Here is a 15,949-nt window from a genome sequence, read left to right as displayed (position 1 = left end):
TCGGCGGGCGAGGGCCCGCTGTCAAGCTATTGCAGGTCGGCGAAGGCCGATTGCAGGCGTTCCACGGCCTCCTCGACGCGCTTGCGCGGCGTGGCGATGTTGAAGCGCAGGAAGCTTTCCCCGCCCTTTCCGAAGGTCGGCCCATGGTTGGCGGCGATGCGCGCATCCTTCTGCACCCGTCCCGTCAGCTCCGCCCGCGTGAGCCCGGTGCCGGAGAAATCGACCCAGGAGAGATACGTCGCCTCCAGCGGCATGGAATGCAGGCCGGGGATCGCGGCGATCCCCTCGTCGAAGACCCGCCTGTTGCCGTCGAGATAGGCAACGAGATCGTCGACCCATGCCGCGCCCTCGGTCGAATAGGCGGCCGTCGCCATGTGCAGGCCGAAGGAATTGGGCGACAGCCCGAGCGCCGCCATCCGCGCGCCGAACCGCGCGCGCAGCCCCTCGTCGGCGATCGTGACGTTGCCGACATGGCTGCCCGCGATGTTGAAGGTCTTGGTGGTGGCCGTCATCATGACCAGCCGGTCCGCGATCCCGTCGATCAGCGCCATGGGCGTGTGGCTCTCGCCCGGAAAGACGAGGTCGTGGTGGATCTCGTCCGAGACGAGGATCAGGTCGTGACGGCGCGCGAAGTCCGCCACGCCCTCGAGTTCGGAGCGGGTCCAGACGCGGCCGCCGGGATTGTGCGGCGAGCACAGGACCAGCATCTTCTCGCGCCCGGTCATGGCTGCGTCGAACGCGTCGAAATCGAGCACGTATTTCCCGTCCTCGACGGGCATCTCGCACTGCACGACCTCGCGCCCCGCGGCCGTGATGACGCGGGCGAAGGCGTGGTAGACCGGCGTGAAGAGCACGACGCCGTCACCGGGATCGGTGAAGGCGTCGACGCACATGGCCGTGCCGTTGACGAGGCCCTGCGTGGTGAAGACGTGCTCCGGATCGAGCTGCCAGCCATGGCGCGTCTCCATCCACCAGCGGATCGCCTCGCGATAGGGCCGGTCGTCGCCGAAATAGCCGTAGATCCCGTGCGCCTGCATCCCGGCCACGGCACGGTTCACGCAATCGGGCGGCCGGAAATCCATGTCGGCGACCCACATGGCGATGCCGTCCCCGGGCGGGACGCCGTAGATCGGCTCCATCATGTCCCACTTGACCGAATGGGTGTTCGTGCGGTCGATGATCTCGTCGAATGACATCTTGCGGCTCCTCGTCTTCGGGCCCAACCTGTCCGGCTCTCGCGGCGGGCTCAAGGGCGAATGGGGAATGCGCGACATTTGTTGCATCCGAGAAGGGGCCCGACTAGATCCTTCGCCATGACGATACGCCCCATCCTGATCCATCCCGATCCGCGCCTGAAGAAGCCCGCAGCCCCCGTGGGCGAGATCACCGACGAGATCCGCACGCTCGCCTCCGACATGCTCGAGACGATGTACGACGCGCCGGGCATCGGTCTCGCCGCGCCGCAGGTGGGGGCGATGGTGCGCCTTCTCGTCATGGATTGCGTGAAGGAGGAGGGGGCCGAGCCGCGCCCCATGACCCTCGTCGATCCCGAGATCATCTGGCGGTCCGAGGAGCTCAGCACCTACGAGGAAGGGTGTCTTTCCATCCCCGAACAATATGCCGACGTGGAGCGTCCGAGCACGGTCGAGGTCCGCTGGACCACGCTCGACGGCACGCAGGCCACCGAGCGGTTCGAGGGCCTCTGGGCCACCTGCGTCCAGCACGAGATCGACCACCTCGACGGCAAGCTCTTCATCGACTACCTCCGCCCGATGCGGCGGCAGATGATCACCCGCAGGATGGTCAAGCTGAAGCGCGAACAGGCCCGTGCCTGACCTCCTCCCGGTCTACGAGCCCCGGCCCGTTCGGCCCTTGCCCGAATGGCGGATCGGGCCGGTCCGGGTGAAACCCTATCATATCGGCGCGCGCGAGCTTGCCCCCGAACGCCTTGCTTCCGCCGAAGTTGAGGCCCGCCGGATGGAGGGCGAGTGCGCGAGCGAGGGCGGCTCGCAGGATCTCGGGTTCGCCGTGATCCACGAGGGCGTCGCGGGAACCTGGTTGCTGCTCGACTGGTGGGCGCATGGCGACATCCTGTGCCAGAGGCTCAGCTTCGACGACGGGGCGGGCTTCGCCTCCGTCGATGCGCGACCGCTCACGGCCTGCGTGTGGGAGCTGCCGGTGCTGATGCACGAGCGCGACGCATGGATCCGCCACATGATGCAGGGCGCGCCCTCGCCCAACGGGTATCTGGCCGACAGGCTGAGCGCGGGCACCGTCTGATGGCCGTCCGTCCCTGCATCCCTTGGCCCGATCCGCGCCTGCGGAGGCCCGCCGCGCCGGTGGACGCCGTCACCGACGAGATCCGCGCCATCTGGACCGACATGATCGACACGATGGAGGCGATGCCGGGCGTGGGCCTCGCCGCGCCGCAGATCGGCGTGATGCTCCGCCTTGCCGTCGTCGATGCGTCCGAGGCGCGCGGCCGTGCGATCCGCATGGCCAATCCCGAAATCCTGCATGCAAGCGTCAAGCCGCGCGACCACGAGGAGGCATCGCCGAACCTGCCGGGCGTCTCGGCGGTGGTGACGCGGCCCCGCGCGGTGACGGTCCGGTTCCTCGACGAGCAGGGCGAATGGGTCGAGCGTGACTTCGTCGATCTCTGGGCGACGAGCGTCCAGCACCAGATCGATCATCTGGCGGGCCGGATGTATTTCGACAGGCTCGGACGGGTGAAGCGCGACATGCTGATCCGTCGTGCGGCCAAGCGGAAAGGATAGTCCATGCGCATCGTTTTCATGGGAACGCCCGACTTCTCGGTGCCGCCGCTCGACGCGCTGGTCGAAGCGGGCCACGAGATCGCGGCCGTCTATACCCAGCCGCCCCGCCCGGCAGGGCGCGGCAAGCGCCCGCGCCCTGGTGCGGTTCATGCCCGGGCCGAGGCGCTGGGCCTCGAGGTCCGTCACCCCGAAAGCCTGCGCGGTGCCGAGGCACAGGCCGAATTCGCCGCCCTCGGGGCCGATATCGCGGTTGTGGTGGCCTATGGCCTGATCCTGCCGCAAGCCGTACTCGACGCCCCGCGGCGGGGGTGTCTCAACATCCATGCCTCGCTTTTGCCGCGCTGGCGCGGGGCGGCGCCGATCCACCGCGCGGTGATGTCGGGCGATGCCGAGACCGGGATCTGCGTCATGGGGATGGAGGCCGGGCTCGATACCGGGCCGGTCCTGCTGACCGAGCGGACTCCGATCGGCGCGACCGAGACGACGGGCGACCTGCACGACCGCCTGTCGCGCATGGGGGCCGCGGCCATCGTCGAGGCGCTGTCGCGGATCGACGCGCTGCCCCCCGTGCCTCAGCCCGAGGACGGCGTGAGTTATGCGGCCAAGATCGACAAGGCCGAGGCGCGGATCGACTGGTCCCTTCCGGCTGCCGAGGTCGACAGGAAGATCCGCGGGCTTTCGCCCTTCCCGGGTGCATGGTGCGAGATCGCGGGCGGGCGCGTGAAGCTTCTCCGCTCCCGCATGGCCGATGGGCAGGGCGCGCCGGGCGAGGTTCTGGGCGGCCACCGCATCGCCTGCGGAGAGGGGGCCGTCGAACTGCTCGAGCTTCAGCGCGCCGGCCGCAAGCCCGGAACCGCCGACGAGGCCCTGCGCGGCTTCCGCCTGCCGGAGCTGCTTGGCTAGCGACCGGGCTTGAAGGGGGCCATCCCCTCGCGCGCGAGCTCGTCGGCACGTTCGTTCTCGGGGTGGCCGGCATGGCCCTTGACCCATTCCCACGTCACGTCGTGGCGCGCCTGTGCCGCGTCGAGCCGCTTCCAGAGATCGTCGTTCTTGACCGGCTTCTTGGCCGAGGTCTTCCAGCCGTTGCGCTTCCAGCCGTGGATCCAGCTCGTCACGCCGTTCTTCACGTACTGGCTGTCGGTGACGATCGTGATCTGCGAGGCGCGGCTCAGGCTTTCGAGCGCCGAGATCGCCGCCAGGAGCTCCATCCGGTTGTTCGTCGTCTGCGCCTCGCCGCCGTTCAGATCGCGCTGCCGCAGGACGGCCTCTCCCTCGCGCGCGACGAGCAGCGCACCCCAGCCGCCGGGCCCCGGATTGCCCGAGCAGGCACCGTCGGTATAGGCGAAGAGCTTGGGCATGGGCGACCTCCTGAAAAGAGGCGTTCTAGGGGCGGTGCCGCCCGGGTGCAATCCGGCCCGTCAGAGGATGATCGGCAGCAGGCAGAGCACCACGCCCGTCGTCAGCATCAGCCTCAACGCCATCCACCACGGGGGCGCAAGCCCCTGCCGCCAGAAAAGCCAGTCGAGCCCGAGGATCCCCACGAAGCCGAGCGCGAGATAGACCGCCGCCGAGACCGGGCCGCCCCCCACGAGAAAGAACGCCCAGAGCGCGGGGATCACCGACAGCGCATAGCCCGTCGCCGCGACCTGCCCATGGGCGCGCGTCGCGAACCCCCAGAGCGCGCCCGACATGAAACTCAGGATCACGGTGCCGTAGGCAAGCTGGACATACGGCCCGACGAAGCGCGGCCCTATCGCCTCGGCCGTCCACATGGCAAGGCCCGGGATCAGCATCGTGGCCGCGCCCCAGACGAACGGCAGAAGGCCGGCAAGCCCGAGAAGCAGGGGGGCGGGCGGGACGATCATGACCCTGTTCCCGATACGGCGATGGTCGTTTCCGGCCGTTCCGGTCGCGTGCGATCCGTCACGGGTCTCAGGCCCGGACAGGCTCGCGCAGCGCGCGCGGCACCTTGAACTCGACGGTCTCGACCGCAGTCTCGACCAGCTCCACCCGCACGTCGTAGCGGTCGCGGAAGGCATCGACCACCTCGTCGATCAGCACCTCGGGGGCCGAGGCACCGGCGGTGACGCCCAGGCTTTCGATCCCGTCGAGCGCGCGCCAGTCGATATCGGTCGCCCGCTGGACCAGTTGCGAATACCGGCATCCGGCCTTGGAGCCGACTTCGACCAGGCGCTTGGAATTGGACGAATTGGGCGCGCCCACGACCAGCATGGCGTCGCAATTCGGAGCCATCGCCTTGACCGCCTCCTGGCGGTTGGTCGTGGCGTAGCAGATATCTTCCTTGTGCGGCCCGACGATCGCCGGGAACCGCTCCTTGAGCGCGGCCACGATATCGACCGTGTCGTCGACGCTCAGTGTCGTCTGGGTGATGAAGGCGAGCCGTTCGGGGTCGCGCGGCGCGATTTCGGCCACGTCGGCCACCGTCTCGACCAGCAGGACCTCGCCATCGGGCAGCTGCCCCATCGTGCCGAGCGTCTCGGGGTGGCCGGCATGGCCGATCATCACCATCTGCAGGCCGTTCTGGTGATGGCGCTCCGCCTCGATATGAACCTTGGAGACGAGGGGGCAGGTCGCATCGACATAGACCATCTCGCGCGCGCGGGCCTCGGCCGGAACCGATTTCGGCACGCCATGGGCCGAGAAGATCACTGGCCGGTCGTCCGGTGCCTCGTCGAGCTCCTCGACGAAGACAGCCCCCTTGTCGCGCAGATCGTCGACGACATAGCGGTTATGGACGATCTCGTGACGGACATAGACCGGGGCGCCCCATTTCTCGATCGCCATCTCGACGATCTTGATCGCGCGTTCGACACCCGCGCAGAAACCGCGCGGCGCGGCGAGATAGAGGGTCAGGGGCGGTTTGGTCATGAGGATCTCTCCTGTTCCTGCCAAAGACCTAGGCAAGAGCCGCGCCGCCGTAAAGGCGGGCACGGCGTCGCGCCCGCGAATTCCGCGGGCGTCCGGCCCCGTTCCGGTACGACGCCACCGTTCGGCGCGACCTCACCCGAGGCGCGGCGCATGCGCCCGCTTGGGCGGAGGATAGCCCCCAGATACCTTTCGGGCCGCGCTATTCGTTGACGGCCTGGTTCGGCGTCGAATGAATGGCAGTCTCGCGCGACGTGCGGCCGATGATGTCGCGAAGCTCGTCCAGCTCGATAAAATTATCGGCCTGACGGCGAAGCTCGTCGGCGATCATCGGCGGCTGGCTGCGGATCGTCGACACAACCGAGACGCGCACACCGGCGCGCTGCAGCGATTCGACCAGTGGCCTGAAATCGCCGTCGCCCGAGAACAGGACGATGTGATCGACCCGCGGGGCCAACTCCATCGCATCGACGGTCAGCTCGATATCCATGTTGCCCTTGACCTTGCGGCGGCCGGTGCTGTCGGTGAATTCCTTCGCGGGCTTCGTGACCATGGTGAACCCGTTGTAGTTCAGCCAGTCGACGAGGGGACGGATCGGGGAATAATCCTCGTTCTCGAGCAGTGCGGTATAGTAGAACGCCCTAATAAGCTTGCCCCGGCGCATGAATTCCTGCCGCAGCAACTTGTAATCAATGTCGAAGCTCAAGGCCTTGGCGGCCGCATAAAGGTTCGAACCGTCAATAAAGAGCGCGAGCCGTTCGTCGCGATAAAACATTGGGTTTCCTTCTCGAACAGGCCTTCGGGCCGTGTCCGTTCGTTGTGCTGTTGTAGAATATAGGCGAGACACTTAATCACATCATGGTTACGCGCAATAAGGCCCCGACCTGGTGACGCCACGGAAATGTCACATTGCCCTCGGGGCGAATCTCCCCGGCCCCGGCGGCGCGCCGGAGCGGACATTGATGATGGCCGTCGAGCATTTACGGCGACATGATTTCCGTCTCCTATCTCTCAGCCGCCTGTTCCGCAGCCCGGCGTTTCCCGCCGGGTCGGGGCCGGATTTCGTGAACGCCGTCGCCGCCTTTTCCACACCGCTTCCACCCTCCGCGATCGTGGCGCGGTTGCATGCGTGCGAGCGCGCTCTGGGGCGGATGCGTCTGTCGCGGTGGGGGCCGCGAACGGTCGATCTCGATCTCCTTGCAGTTGAACGATCGATTCGTCCCGATGTTCCGTCGCTTGCGCGGTGGATGCGATTGCCCCCGTCCGCGCAGCGCCGGCTGACGCCGCGAAGGCTGATCCTGCCGCATCCGCGGATGCAGGATCGCGGTTTCGTCCTGCTTCCCATGGCCGAAACCGCGCCCGACTGGCGGCATCCGGTGCTGGGTCTCACGGTGAGGCAGATGCTGGCAGCCCGTCCGCCCGGGGAGCTTGCCGCGATCGTGCCCATCGACGGCGGGTTTCCCTGAGACAGCCACCTTGTCAATCCCTTTCGGATGATCTACGTCGATACCTTCTCATTCCGTCGAAGAGGTGCCCCATGGCCCGCGTGACCGTCGAAGATTGCGTCGATAAAGTCCCCAACCGGTTCGAGCTCGTGATGCTGGCCGCGCATCGTGCGCGCGAGATCACCGCAGGTTCCGCGCCCACCGTGGATCGCGACAACGACAAGAACCCGGTCGTCTCGCTGCGCGAGGTCGCCGAGGAGACGCAGCTCGCCGACGATCTGCGCGAGCGGATGATCGAATCCTACCAGACCCAGATCGAGGTCGACGAGCCCGAGGAGGATTCGATGTCCCTCCTCATGGGTGGCGGCGAGCAGGACAAGCCCGCCGATGACGACCTCTCCGAGGAAAAGCTGCTCCGCGCGCTGATGGAAGCGCAGGGTCAGCAATAAGTCACACGGCGCGGGCGGTCGGATTTCATGGACACGATCTCCGGTCTGATCACCCGCGTCAAAGGCTACCACCCCAACAGCGACAGCGGCCTCATCCTGCGTGCCTATGCGTTCGGCGCGACGATGCATGACGGGCAGTTCCGCCATTCCGGCGACCCCTACATCACCCATCCGCTCGCCGTCGCGAACATCCTCGCCGAACAGCAGCTCGACGACGCCACGATCGTGACCGCGCTCCTGCACGACACGGTCGAGGATACCCGCGCCTCCCACGCCGATCTGGTGCGCGAATTCGGCCCCGTGATCGCCGATCTGGTCGACGGCGTGACGAAGCTCACCAAGCTGCAACTCAATTCCAACGAGACCAAGCAGGCCGAGAACTTCCGCAAGCTCTTCATGGCGATGAGCCGCGACATGCGGGTCATCCTCGTGAAGCTCGCCGACCGCCTGCACAACATGCGCACCATCAAGTCGATGAAGCCCGAGGGCCAGCAGCGCAAGGCGCGCGAGACGATGGACATCTTCGCGCCGCTCGCCGGCCGCATGGGCATGCAGTGGATGCGCGAGGAGCTCGAGGATCTGGCCTTCTCGGTCCTCAACCCCGAGGGCCGCAACTCGATCATCCGCCGCTTCGTCACGCTGCAGCGCGAATCTGGCGACGTGATCGACAAGATCGCGACGGACATCCGGACCGAACTCGACCGCGTGGGAATCGTGGGCGAGGTGCGGGGCCGCGCCAAGCGTCCCTTCTCGATCTGGCGCAAGATGGAGGAGAAGCAGATCGGCTTCTCGCGCCTGTCGGACATCTACGGCTTCCGCGTCATCGTCGCGACGGAGCAGGAATGCTACGCCGTGCTCGGGGCCATCCACCAGCGCTGGCGCGCCGTTCCGGGCCGGTTCAAGGATTACATCAGCCAGCCCAAATCGAACGGCTACCGTTCGCTGCACACCTCGGTCTCGGGGCGCGACGGCAAGCGCGTCGAGGTGCAGATCCGCACGCGCCAGATGCACGAGGTGGCCGAGACGGGCGTGGCCGCGCACTGGTCCTACCGCGACGGCGAGCGGGTCGAGAATCCCTTCGCGGTCGATCCCGCCGGGTGGGTCTCGTCCCTGAACGAGCAGTTCGATTCGGCGCAGGACCACGACGAGTTCCTCGAGGCCGTGAAGCTCGAGATGTACCAGGACCAGGTCTTCTGCTTCACGCCCAAGGGCGAGGTGGTGAAGCTGCCGAAAGGGGCCACGCCGCTCGATTTCGCCTATGCGATCCACACCCGGATCGGCGATGCCTGCGTCGGGGCCAAGGTCGATTCGGTGCGCGTGCCGCTCTGGACCCGCCTCCGCAACGGGCAGAGCTGCGAGATCCTGACCGCCGAGGCGCAGCGCCCGCAGGCGACCTGGATGGACATCGTGGTGACGGGCCGCGCGAAATCCGCCATCCGCCGGTCGCTCCGGGCGGCCGACCGTGACAAGTTCATCCGTCTCGGGACCGAACTTGCCCGCGTGGCCTTCGACGGCGTGAACAAGCGGATGTCGATGAAGGCGCTGGCCACCGCCGCACGGGAGCTTCACCTGCAGGACGCGGACGAGCTTCTGGCCCGGCTCGGCTCGGCCGAGATCCAGAGCCGCCAGGTGATCGGGGTGCTCTATCCCGAACTCGCGACGCGCGACAGCGACGAGATCGACGCCCGCGCCGCCATCGTCGGGCTCGAGGGCGACGCCGCGTTCGAGCGCGCGCAATGCTGCCAGCCCGTCCCGGGCGAGCGGATCGTCGGCATCAGCCGGCGCGGAAAGGGCGTGACGCTGCATGCCATCGATTGCCCCGTCCTCGCCGATTACGAGGACCAGCCCGACCGCTGGATCGACCTGCACTGGCACGGCGGCACGCATCCCGCGATCCATACCGTGACGTTCGAGCTTGCCATCACCAACGATGCGGGCGTCCTCGGCCGGGTCTGCACGCTCATCGGCGCACAGAAGGCGAACATCTCTGATCTCGAGTTTCGCGACAAGAAACCGGATTTCTATCGCGTGCGCATAGACATAGATCTGCGCTCTGTGGAACACATGCATGCGGTGCGCCTTGCCCTCGAGGCCGATCAGGACGTGGTGACCATCGCACGGGTGCGCGACAGGCATCGCGCCGCATAGGGCAGGACGAAAGGTGGACATTCGTGTTCAAGCGACGCACGCGCAGATCGATGCTGGCCAGCGTGGGGCGATGGTTCTATCCACGCGGCGGCTGGTGGCGCGCCATCCGCTACATGGCCTACCGGCTGCGCAGGCTGCCGGATCCCGCCTACAAGATCAGCCGCGGGATCGCGGCCGGGGTGTTCGTGAGCTTCACCCCCTTCTTCGGCCTGCATTTCCTCGTTTCGGCCGGTCTCGCATGGCTGATCGGCGGCAACATGCTGGCGGCGCTGCTCGCGACCTTCGTGGGCAATCCCGTCACCTTTCCGATCATCGCCGGGATCTCGGTCGAGATCGGCTCGCGGATGCTCGGACGGCGCCATGCCCTGCCGCTCGACGAGACGTTCGACGCGTTCAGCCGCGTCTCGGTCGAGCTCTGGGCCAATCTCAGCGCGCTTCTGACGGGACGCGCCGTCCACTGGGACGGATTCGAGGTCTTCGCGACGCAGGTCTTCCTGCCCTATCTCGTGGGGGGGATTCTTCCCGGCATCATCGCCGCGATCGCGGCCTACGCGATTTCGCGTCCCGTGATCGCCGCCTATCAGAAAGGGCGCATCAACCGGTTGCGCCGGAAATTCGACAAGCAGGCCCGCGCCGCGCAGAAGACCGCCGCGATCCGGCAGAAAAAGGAAGCGCCGAATGAGTGATCCGTTGCGACTGGGCGTGAACATCGATCACGTCGCCACCGTGCGAAACGCCCGCGGCGGCGCGCTGCCCGATCCGGTCCGGGCCGCGAAGCTGGCCGAGGAGGCGGGGGCCGACGGCATCACCGCGCATCTGCGCGAGGATCGCCGCCATATCTCGGACGACGACATCGAACGGCTGATGGATGCCCTCAGGGTGCCGCTCAACTTCGAGATGGCCGCCACCGACGAGATGCAGGCCATCGCGCTGCGCCACCGGCCGCATGCCGTCTGCCTCGTCCCCGAAAGGCGGGAGGAGCGCACGACCGAGGGCGGGCTCGACATCCTGCGCGAGGAAGACCGCCTCGCGCGCTTCATCGCCCCGCTCAGGGAGGCCGGCGCGCGGGTGTCGATGTTCATCGCCGCCGACCGGGGCCAGATCGACGCCGCGGCCCGGATCGGCGCGCAGGTAGTCGAACTGCATACGGGGGCTTATTGCGATGCCCATGCCGAAGGGCATTTCGGGGACAGGGATGCCGAGCTTGCCCGCATCGCCGAGATGGCCGGCCATGCCGCGGCGCGCGGGCTCGAGGTTCATGCGGGCCACGGTCTCACCTACGAGAGCGTGCCGCCGATCGCGGCCCTCCCGCAGGTGGTCGAGCTCAATATCGGGCATTTCCTGATCGGCGAGGCGATCTTCCGCGGCCTCGCCCCCGCGATCGCGGAGATGCGCCGCGTGATGGACGACAGCCGCAGGAACTGAGGACCTTCCCGACCGGCGGCCTTCAGAAGCCTCCGGTCAGGCGAGGCCGTCCGCGATCAGGCGGCGGGCGAGGTCGCGGAACGATTGCGCCTGCGCGCTGTCGGGATGCGAGACCACGATCGGCACGCCGTCATCCGCCGCCGTCCGGATATCGAGATGGAGCGGGATCTCCGCCAGCAGCGGCACCCCGAGCTTCTCGGCTTCGCGCGCGACGCCGCCATGGCCGAAGATATGCTCCTCGTGGCCGCAATTCGAACAGACATGCGTGCTCATGTTCTCGATCAGGCCGTGAAGCGGCGTCTTCAGCGTGTTGAACATGTCGATCCCCTTCCGGGCATCGAGCAGTGCCACGTCCTGAGGGGTCGAGACCATGATCGCCCCGTCGAGCCGCGCCTTCTGCGCCAGCGTCATCTGCACGTCACCCGTCCCGGGCGGCAGGTCCACCAGCAGGATGTCGAGCTCGCCCCATTTTACCTGCATCAGCATCTGCTGCAGCGCGCCCATCAGCATCGGTCCGCGCCAGGCCACGGCCTGTCCCTCGGCCACCATCAGGCCGATCGACATCATCGTGACGCCGTGGTTGCGCATCGGCAGGATCGTCTTGCCGTCGGGGCTCGCCGGGCGGCCCGACACGCCCATCATGCGCGGCTGCGAGGGCCCGTAGACATCCGCATCGAGAAGGCCGACGCGCCGTCCCTCGGCCGCGAGCGCGCAGGCGAGGTTGGCCGACACGGTCGACTTGCCGACGCCGCCCTTGCCCGATCCGATGGCGACGATCCGGTCCACGCCCGGAACGGCCTCGGGCTTCGGCGCGGGCTTGCGCGCCGCCTTGAGTTCCGGCGGATCGGCGGGTTTCGAATGCGCCGTCAGCACGACCGAGGCCGTCTCGACCCCCGGCAGCGCCTGCACCCGCGCCTGTGCCTCCGCGCGGACGGGCTCGTAGGCCTTCGCCGCCTTCGGGTCGATCTCGATCACGAAGCGCACCGTGCCGCCATCGACCGTCATCGCCCGGATGACGTCGGCCGCGACGAGGTCCTGCCCCGTCGCAGGATCCTTCAGCCCGCCGAGCGCGCTCAGAACGTCCTCGCGGGTCACGCCCATGACGTGTCCCCCACCATCGCGGATCCGTCGGGCATGGGCGTTCCTCGTCTTTCTCGTCGCTGCGTCATCCGCGCGACCTATGCGCGGCCCCGTGCGCTTGCAAGCGCCTCACTCCCGGCTGGGGATGTCGAGCCCGCGCTGCACCGCCGGCCGTTCGAGGAACCGGTCGAGATAGGCCGCGACCCGCGGATGCCCGTCCCATCCGACCATCTCCTTCGCCTCGTAGAAATCGAGCGCCCTGAGCCACGGCGCGATGGCCATGTCGGCGATGGAATACTCTCCCGCCACCCAGTCGTAGCCGTCGAGCTTGCGTTCGAGCACCCCGAGAAGCCGCTTCGCCTCGCCGACATACCGCTCGCGCGGGCGGGGGTCCTCGATCTCCTTGCCGCCGAGCTTCACGAAGAATCCCATCTGCCCGAACATCGGCCCGAGCCCGGCCATCTGCCATTGCAGCCAGGTGATCGTCTCCCAGCGCTGCGTGCCCGTTCCCATGAAGCGGCCGGTCTTCTCGGCCAGGTACATCAGGATCGCACCACTCTCGAACAGGCCGATGGGTTCTCCGCCGGGCCCGTCCGGGTCGATGATCGCGGGGATCTTGTTGTTCGGGTTCAGCGACAGGAATTCCGGCGATTTCACGTCCGCGTCGGACAGCGTCACCTTGTGCGGCTCGTAGGGCAGGCCGAGCTCCTCGAGCATGATCGCGACCTTCTGCCCGTTCGGCGTCGGAAAGGAATAGAGCTGCAGCTTCGAGGGGTCTTCCGGCTGCCATTTGCGCGTGATCTCGAAATCTCTGAGGTCTGTCATGGTCGGCACCTTCGTTCTGTGGTCCCGCCCCGACCTAGCGCGCATCCCCGCGCAAGACAGAGCCGCGTCGCGGGCCGGGTCTTGCGTCCCGCACGGCAGCTTGCCATTCCTTCGGAAATCGAACTTTCGCGAAACCGGGGCGGCGGAGGCCGCAGGAAATCAGGGGCACGGGCCATGATCAGGGAATTCAAGGATTTCATCGCCAAGGGCAACGTCATGGATCTCGCCGTCGGGATCATCATCGGCGCGGCCTTCACGGCCATCGTCAGCTCGCTCGTGGGCGACATCATCAACCCGGTCATCGCCGTCTTCACCGGGGGTATCGACTTCTCGGGGTGGTTCTACACGCTGGGCGAGGGCGACTACAGCTCGATCGAGGCGGCGCAGACGGCGGGCGTTCCCGTCTTCGCGGTCGGGCGCTTCGTCATGGCGGTCATCAACTTCTTCATCATCGCCTTCGTGGTCTTCATGCTCGTGAAGATCGTCAATCGCGTGAAATCGGCGGCGGAACGGCCCGACGACGTGGTGCCCGAGGTCAAGACGGGCCCGTCCGAGATCGACGTCCTGCTCGAGATCCGCGACGCGCTCAAGCGCGACGGCACGCCTCGCGGCTGACGCCAGGTCACCGCTTCGTCAGGCGATCGTCGTTTAAAATTAACGGCCCGGTACGTATCTTCGGGGCATGAGCCCCAAGCGCAGATACAAGAAGGCCTACCGGATCGAATCGCGCAGCGACGCGATCGTGCATTACGCGGGCCTGTGCCTCGCGGCACTCGCCGTGCCCGCCCTCCTCGTGCTGGCGGTCGACCGGCGCGGCGACTGGATGGTCGTGACGGCGATCGGCGTCTATTGCGCCACGCTTCTCGCCATGCTCGGGGCCTCGGCCGTCTACAACATCACCGGCCAGCACCGCTGGACCCCCGTGCTGAAACGGCTCGACCATTCGGCAATCTACCTCAAGATCGCGGGCAGCTTCACGCCGCTCGTGGCGCTGACGGGCGGGGCGGGCGTGCCGTTCCTCGTGGGGCTCTGGGGTGCGGCGCTCGGCGGCACCTCTCTCAAGATGCTGGCCCCCGACCGGCTGCGCTGGCTGGGGCTCGCGCTCTATCTCGGGATGGGCTGGGTCGGCGTCTGGGCGGGCGGCGGGGTCTTCTCCTCGCTCAGCCCCGGCGCGATGTGGCTCATCGTGATCGGCGGATTGCTCTACACGATCGGGGTGGCCTTCTTCCTGTGGGAAGCTCTGCCCTATCACACGACGATCTGGCACGTCTTCGTGCTCGTCGCCACGGGCCTCATCTATTCCGCCATCCTGGTCGAGGTGCTCCGCGATCTCGAGCCCGAGCTGATCGAGATGCTGTCCCCCGCCCTGATCGACGGCGCGCCCTGAGCGCCGCCGCCACCTAGAGGATCAGGCGGATCACGATGGGGGCGAGGATCGCGGTCAGGACCGCGTTCAGCCCCATCCCGATCCCCGAGAACGTCCCGGCCGTCTCGTTGACCTGAAAGGCCCGCGCCGTGCCGATCCCGTGCGAGGCGACGCCCGCCGAGAAGCCGCGCGCGCGCCAGTCCGTCAGCCGCGCGAGGTTGAAGAGCGGGGTGACCACGATCGCGCCGATGATCCCCGTCAGGATCACGAGGACCGCCGTCAGCGTCGGCGCGCCGCCGAGTTCCTCGGTGATGCCGATCGCGACCGGGGCCGTGACCGATTTCGACGCGAGCGAGACGAGCGCCGTCCGGTCGAGCCCCAGCGCCATCCCCATCCCGAGCGCCGAGAGCAGCGCCACCATCGACCCCACGAGGAGCGCGGCCCCCATCGGCAGCATCACCCGTCCGACGCGCGTCCGGTTCGCCCAGAGCGGCACGGCCAGCGACACGGTCGCGGGCCCCAGCATGAAGTGGACGAACTGCGCGCCCTCGAAATAGGTGTCGTAGCGCGTCCCGCTCAGGATCAGCGCGGCCCCGAGGATGACGATCGCGACCAGCACCGGATTGACCAGCGGCGAGCGTCCAGACAGCCGGAACAGCCTGTCGCCGCAGAGATAGGCCAGCAGCGTCGCGGTCAGCCACAGAAGTTCCCCCTGCCGGAGATAGGACCAGATCTCGGTCATGTCGGGTCCTCCCCGCCCGTCACGCGCGCGATCGCGGCGAATGTCCATGCCCCCGCCAGCAGCGCGAGGATGGTCGAGGCGATGATGATCCCCACCAGCGCGACGCCGCTCTCCCTCAGCGTGTCGAGATGCCCGACGATCCCGACGCCCGCCGGCACGAAGAGCAGCGAGAGATTGCCCAGCAGCGTGCTCGTCACCGGCCGCAGCAGATCCTCCAGCGACGGTCTCAGCGCCAGCGCGACAAGCAGCAGGACAAGGCCGATGACGGGCCCCGGCACCGGCAGGTCGAGCCCGCGCGCCGCGACCTCCCCCGCGAGCTGCAGCATCAGGAGAACGACGATGGGCACGATCATGCTGGGATCCTTCCGTTGCGCCGGGTCGCGACGTATCACCTCCCCGTGATCCGCCACGCGGCGTCTCCGGGCAAGCGGCAATTTCCCGGCGGGCGATCGCGCATCCCCCGGGTGCGGTCGATTGTCCATCGGGGGAACGATCGGCCGGCCGTCGATCTTTGCCCTCGCAGGATCGAGAAGGAGCATTCGATGACCAAGGACGACGCGAAAGGCCCGATCGCGGCCGAGGAAAAGCCCGAAGGTGGGCAGACGAAGTTCGACAAGCCCTCCAAGGGCATGGACGATTTCGCGACCGACGAGATGCGTGACAAGCCCATCCGCGGCCCCGAAGGCCACGCGGAGGACGACGAGGACTGATCCCCCGGCGGCCTGCCGGCCCGGACGCATCGGGTTCGGCGAGCCGCCGCCGGGGACCGCAATATCGGATGGGACCCGCGATATCTTGTGGAAAAC

General features: G+C 67.6%; 21 protein-coding genes. 12 read left to right on the top strand and 9 right to left on the bottom strand.

The window, feature by feature from the left end; all coding sequences use genetic code 11:
* Positions 1 to 26: 26 nt before the first annotated feature.
* The gene (locus tag RVY76_RS12100; RefSeq protein WP_317374315.1) at positions 27 to 1,196 is read right to left on the bottom strand and encodes a MalY/PatB family protein; all 1,170 of its coding nucleotides are present in this window, start codon (positions 1,194 to 1,196) and stop codon (positions 27 to 29) included.
* A 117-nt stretch (positions 1,197 to 1,313) separates the two neighbouring features.
* Here RVY76_RS12100 and def (RVY76_RS12095) point away from each other — a divergent pair, with 117 nt between their 5' ends.
* From def (RVY76_RS12095) to fmt, 4 genes are read left to right on the top strand one after another with little or no spacing between them, the layout of a single operon-like run.
* Positions 1,314 to 1,835, top strand: coding sequence for a peptide deformylase (gene def / locus RVY76_RS12095; protein WP_317374313.1), 522 nt, complete (start codon positions 1,314 to 1,316; stop codon positions 1,833 to 1,835).
* The gene (locus RVY76_RS12090; RefSeq protein WP_317374312.1) at positions 1,828 to 2,280 is read left to right on the top strand and encodes a hypothetical protein; all 453 of its coding nucleotides are present in this window, start codon (positions 1,828 to 1,830) and stop codon (positions 2,278 to 2,280) included. Before def (RVY76_RS12095) ends, RVY76_RS12090 begins: the two co-directional genes overlap by 8 nt.
* Positions 2,280 to 2,777 carry a peptide deformylase gene (def, locus tag RVY76_RS12085; RefSeq protein ID WP_317374311.1) on the top strand — a complete coding sequence of 166 codons (498 nt, stop codon included), beginning with the start codon at positions 2,280 to 2,282 and terminating at the stop codon, positions 2,775 to 2,777. Before RVY76_RS12090 ends, def (RVY76_RS12085) begins: the two co-directional genes overlap by 1 nt.
* A 3-nt stretch (positions 2,778 to 2,780) precedes the next feature.
* Complete coding sequence (gene fmt / locus RVY76_RS12080) at positions 2,781 to 3,680, top strand: methionyl-tRNA formyltransferase (RefSeq protein WP_317374310.1); 900 nt, start codon at positions 2,781 to 2,783, stop codon at positions 3,678 to 3,680.
* On the opposite strand, the gene rnhA is transcribed toward fmt, so the two are convergent.
* The 4 genes from rnhA to RVY76_RS12060 all read right to left on the bottom strand — a co-directional run bounded on the left by rnhA (position 3,677) and on the right by RVY76_RS12060 (position 6,438).
* Positions 3,677 to 4,135: a ribonuclease HI gene (rnhA, locus tag RVY76_RS12075; RefSeq protein ID WP_317374309.1), complete on the bottom strand. Its 459-nt coding sequence runs from the start codon at positions 4,133 to 4,135 to the stop codon at positions 3,677 to 3,679. The genes fmt and rnhA overlap by 4 nt on opposite strands.
* Before the next feature lie 60 nt (positions 4,136 to 4,195).
* The gene (locus RVY76_RS12070; protein WP_317374308.1) at positions 4,196 to 4,642 is read right to left on the bottom strand and encodes a DUF3429 domain-containing protein; all 447 of its coding nucleotides are present in this window, start codon (positions 4,640 to 4,642) and stop codon (positions 4,196 to 4,198) included.
* Positions 4,643 to 4,709: 67 nt separating this feature from the next.
* Positions 4,710 to 5,666, bottom strand: a complete 957-nt coding sequence (gene ispH / locus RVY76_RS12065; RefSeq protein ID WP_317374306.1) for a 4-hydroxy-3-methylbut-2-enyl diphosphate reductase — start codon at positions 5,664 to 5,666, stop codon at positions 4,710 to 4,712.
* Between the two features lie 199 nt (positions 5,667 to 5,865).
* Positions 5,866 to 6,438, bottom strand: a complete 573-nt coding sequence (locus tag RVY76_RS12060) for an NYN domain-containing protein (RefSeq protein ID WP_317374305.1) — start codon at positions 6,436 to 6,438, stop codon at positions 5,866 to 5,868.
* Positions 6,439 to 6,550: 112 nt separating this feature from the next.
* Between RVY76_RS12060 and folK the strand changes: the two genes are divergently transcribed.
* From folK to RVY76_RS12035, 5 genes are all read left to right on the top strand, one after another.
* Positions 6,551 to 7,129, top strand: coding sequence for a 2-amino-4-hydroxy-6-hydroxymethyldihydropteridine diphosphokinase (gene folK, locus RVY76_RS12055; protein ID WP_317374304.1), 579 nt, complete (start codon positions 6,551 to 6,553; stop codon positions 7,127 to 7,129).
* Between the two features lie 71 nt (positions 7,130 to 7,200).
* Positions 7,201 to 7,557, top strand: coding sequence for a DNA-directed RNA polymerase subunit omega (gene rpoZ, locus RVY76_RS12050; RefSeq protein ID WP_317374302.1), 357 nt, complete (start codon positions 7,201 to 7,203; stop codon positions 7,555 to 7,557).
* A 27-nt stretch (positions 7,558 to 7,584) separates the two neighbouring features.
* Entirely contained in the window at positions 7,585 to 9,705 is a 2,121-nt protein-coding gene (locus tag RVY76_RS12045; protein ID WP_317374300.1) for a bifunctional (p)ppGpp synthetase/guanosine-3',5'-bis(diphosphate) 3'-pyrophosphohydrolase, read from the top strand.
* 23 nt (positions 9,706 to 9,728) lie between these two features.
* The gene (locus RVY76_RS12040; protein ID WP_317374298.1) at positions 9,729 to 10,391 is read left to right on the top strand and encodes a DUF2062 domain-containing protein; all 663 of its coding nucleotides are present in this window, start codon (positions 9,729 to 9,731) and stop codon (positions 10,389 to 10,391) included.
* Positions 10,384 to 11,130, top strand: coding sequence for a pyridoxine 5'-phosphate synthase (locus RVY76_RS12035; protein WP_317374296.1), 747 nt, complete (start codon positions 10,384 to 10,386; stop codon positions 11,128 to 11,130). Before RVY76_RS12040 ends, RVY76_RS12035 begins: the two co-directional genes overlap by 8 nt.
* A gap of 36 nt (positions 11,131 to 11,166) precedes the next feature.
* On the opposite strand, the gene RVY76_RS12030 is transcribed toward RVY76_RS12035, so the two are convergent.
* Both RVY76_RS12030 and RVY76_RS12025 read right to left on the bottom strand, forming a co-directional pair.
* Entirely contained in the window at positions 11,167 to 12,231 is a 1,065-nt protein-coding gene (locus RVY76_RS12030; protein ID WP_317374295.1) for an Mrp/NBP35 family ATP-binding protein, read from the bottom strand.
* A gap of 108 nt (positions 12,232 to 12,339) precedes the next feature.
* Positions 12,340 to 13,035, bottom strand: coding sequence for a glutathione S-transferase family protein (locus RVY76_RS12025; protein WP_317374294.1), 696 nt, complete (start codon positions 13,033 to 13,035; stop codon positions 12,340 to 12,342).
* Positions 13,036 to 13,209: 174 nt separating this feature from the next.
* Here RVY76_RS12025 and mscL point away from each other — a divergent pair, with 174 nt between their 5' ends.
* Both mscL and trhA read left to right on the top strand, forming a co-directional pair.
* Positions 13,210 to 13,650, top strand: a complete 441-nt coding sequence (gene mscL / locus RVY76_RS12020) for a large conductance mechanosensitive channel protein MscL (protein WP_317374292.1) — start codon at positions 13,210 to 13,212, stop codon at positions 13,648 to 13,650.
* A 67-nt stretch (positions 13,651 to 13,717) separates the two neighbouring features.
* Positions 13,718 to 14,422 (top strand): PAQR family membrane homeostasis protein TrhA, encoded by a 705-nt coding sequence (gene trhA / locus RVY76_RS12015; RefSeq protein WP_317374291.1) that lies wholly within the window; start codon positions 13,718 to 13,720, stop codon positions 14,420 to 14,422.
* A 13-nt stretch (positions 14,423 to 14,435) separates the two neighbouring features.
* On the opposite strand, the gene RVY76_RS12010 is transcribed toward trhA, so the two are convergent.
* Positions 14,436 to 15,143: an LrgB family protein gene (locus tag RVY76_RS12010; protein WP_317374290.1), complete on the bottom strand. Its 708-nt coding sequence runs from the start codon at positions 15,141 to 15,143 to the stop codon at positions 14,436 to 14,438.
* Positions 15,140 to 15,496 (bottom strand): CidA/LrgA family protein, encoded by a 357-nt coding sequence (locus RVY76_RS12005; protein WP_317374288.1) that lies wholly within the window; start codon positions 15,494 to 15,496, stop codon positions 15,140 to 15,142. The genes RVY76_RS12010 and RVY76_RS12005 overlap by 4 nt, the downstream gene beginning before the upstream one ends.
* Positions 15,497 to 15,685: 189 nt before the next feature.
* On the opposite strand from RVY76_RS12005, the gene RVY76_RS12000 reads away from it, so the two are divergent.
* On the top strand, positions 15,686 to 15,853 hold the full coding sequence (locus RVY76_RS12000; RefSeq protein ID WP_317374287.1) for a hypothetical protein: 168 nt from the start codon (positions 15,686 to 15,688) through the stop codon (positions 15,851 to 15,853).
* Positions 15,854 to 15,949: the final 96 nt, after the last annotated feature.

It is taken from the genome of Palleronia sp. LCG004 (genome assembly GCF_032931615.1).
Taxonomy (GTDB): Bacteria; Pseudomonadota; Alphaproteobacteria; order Rhodobacterales; family Rhodobacteraceae; genus Palleronia.
The sequence above is the reverse complement of the archived record's forward strand: the minus strand, read 5'-3'. Positions and strand labels throughout refer to the sequence as shown.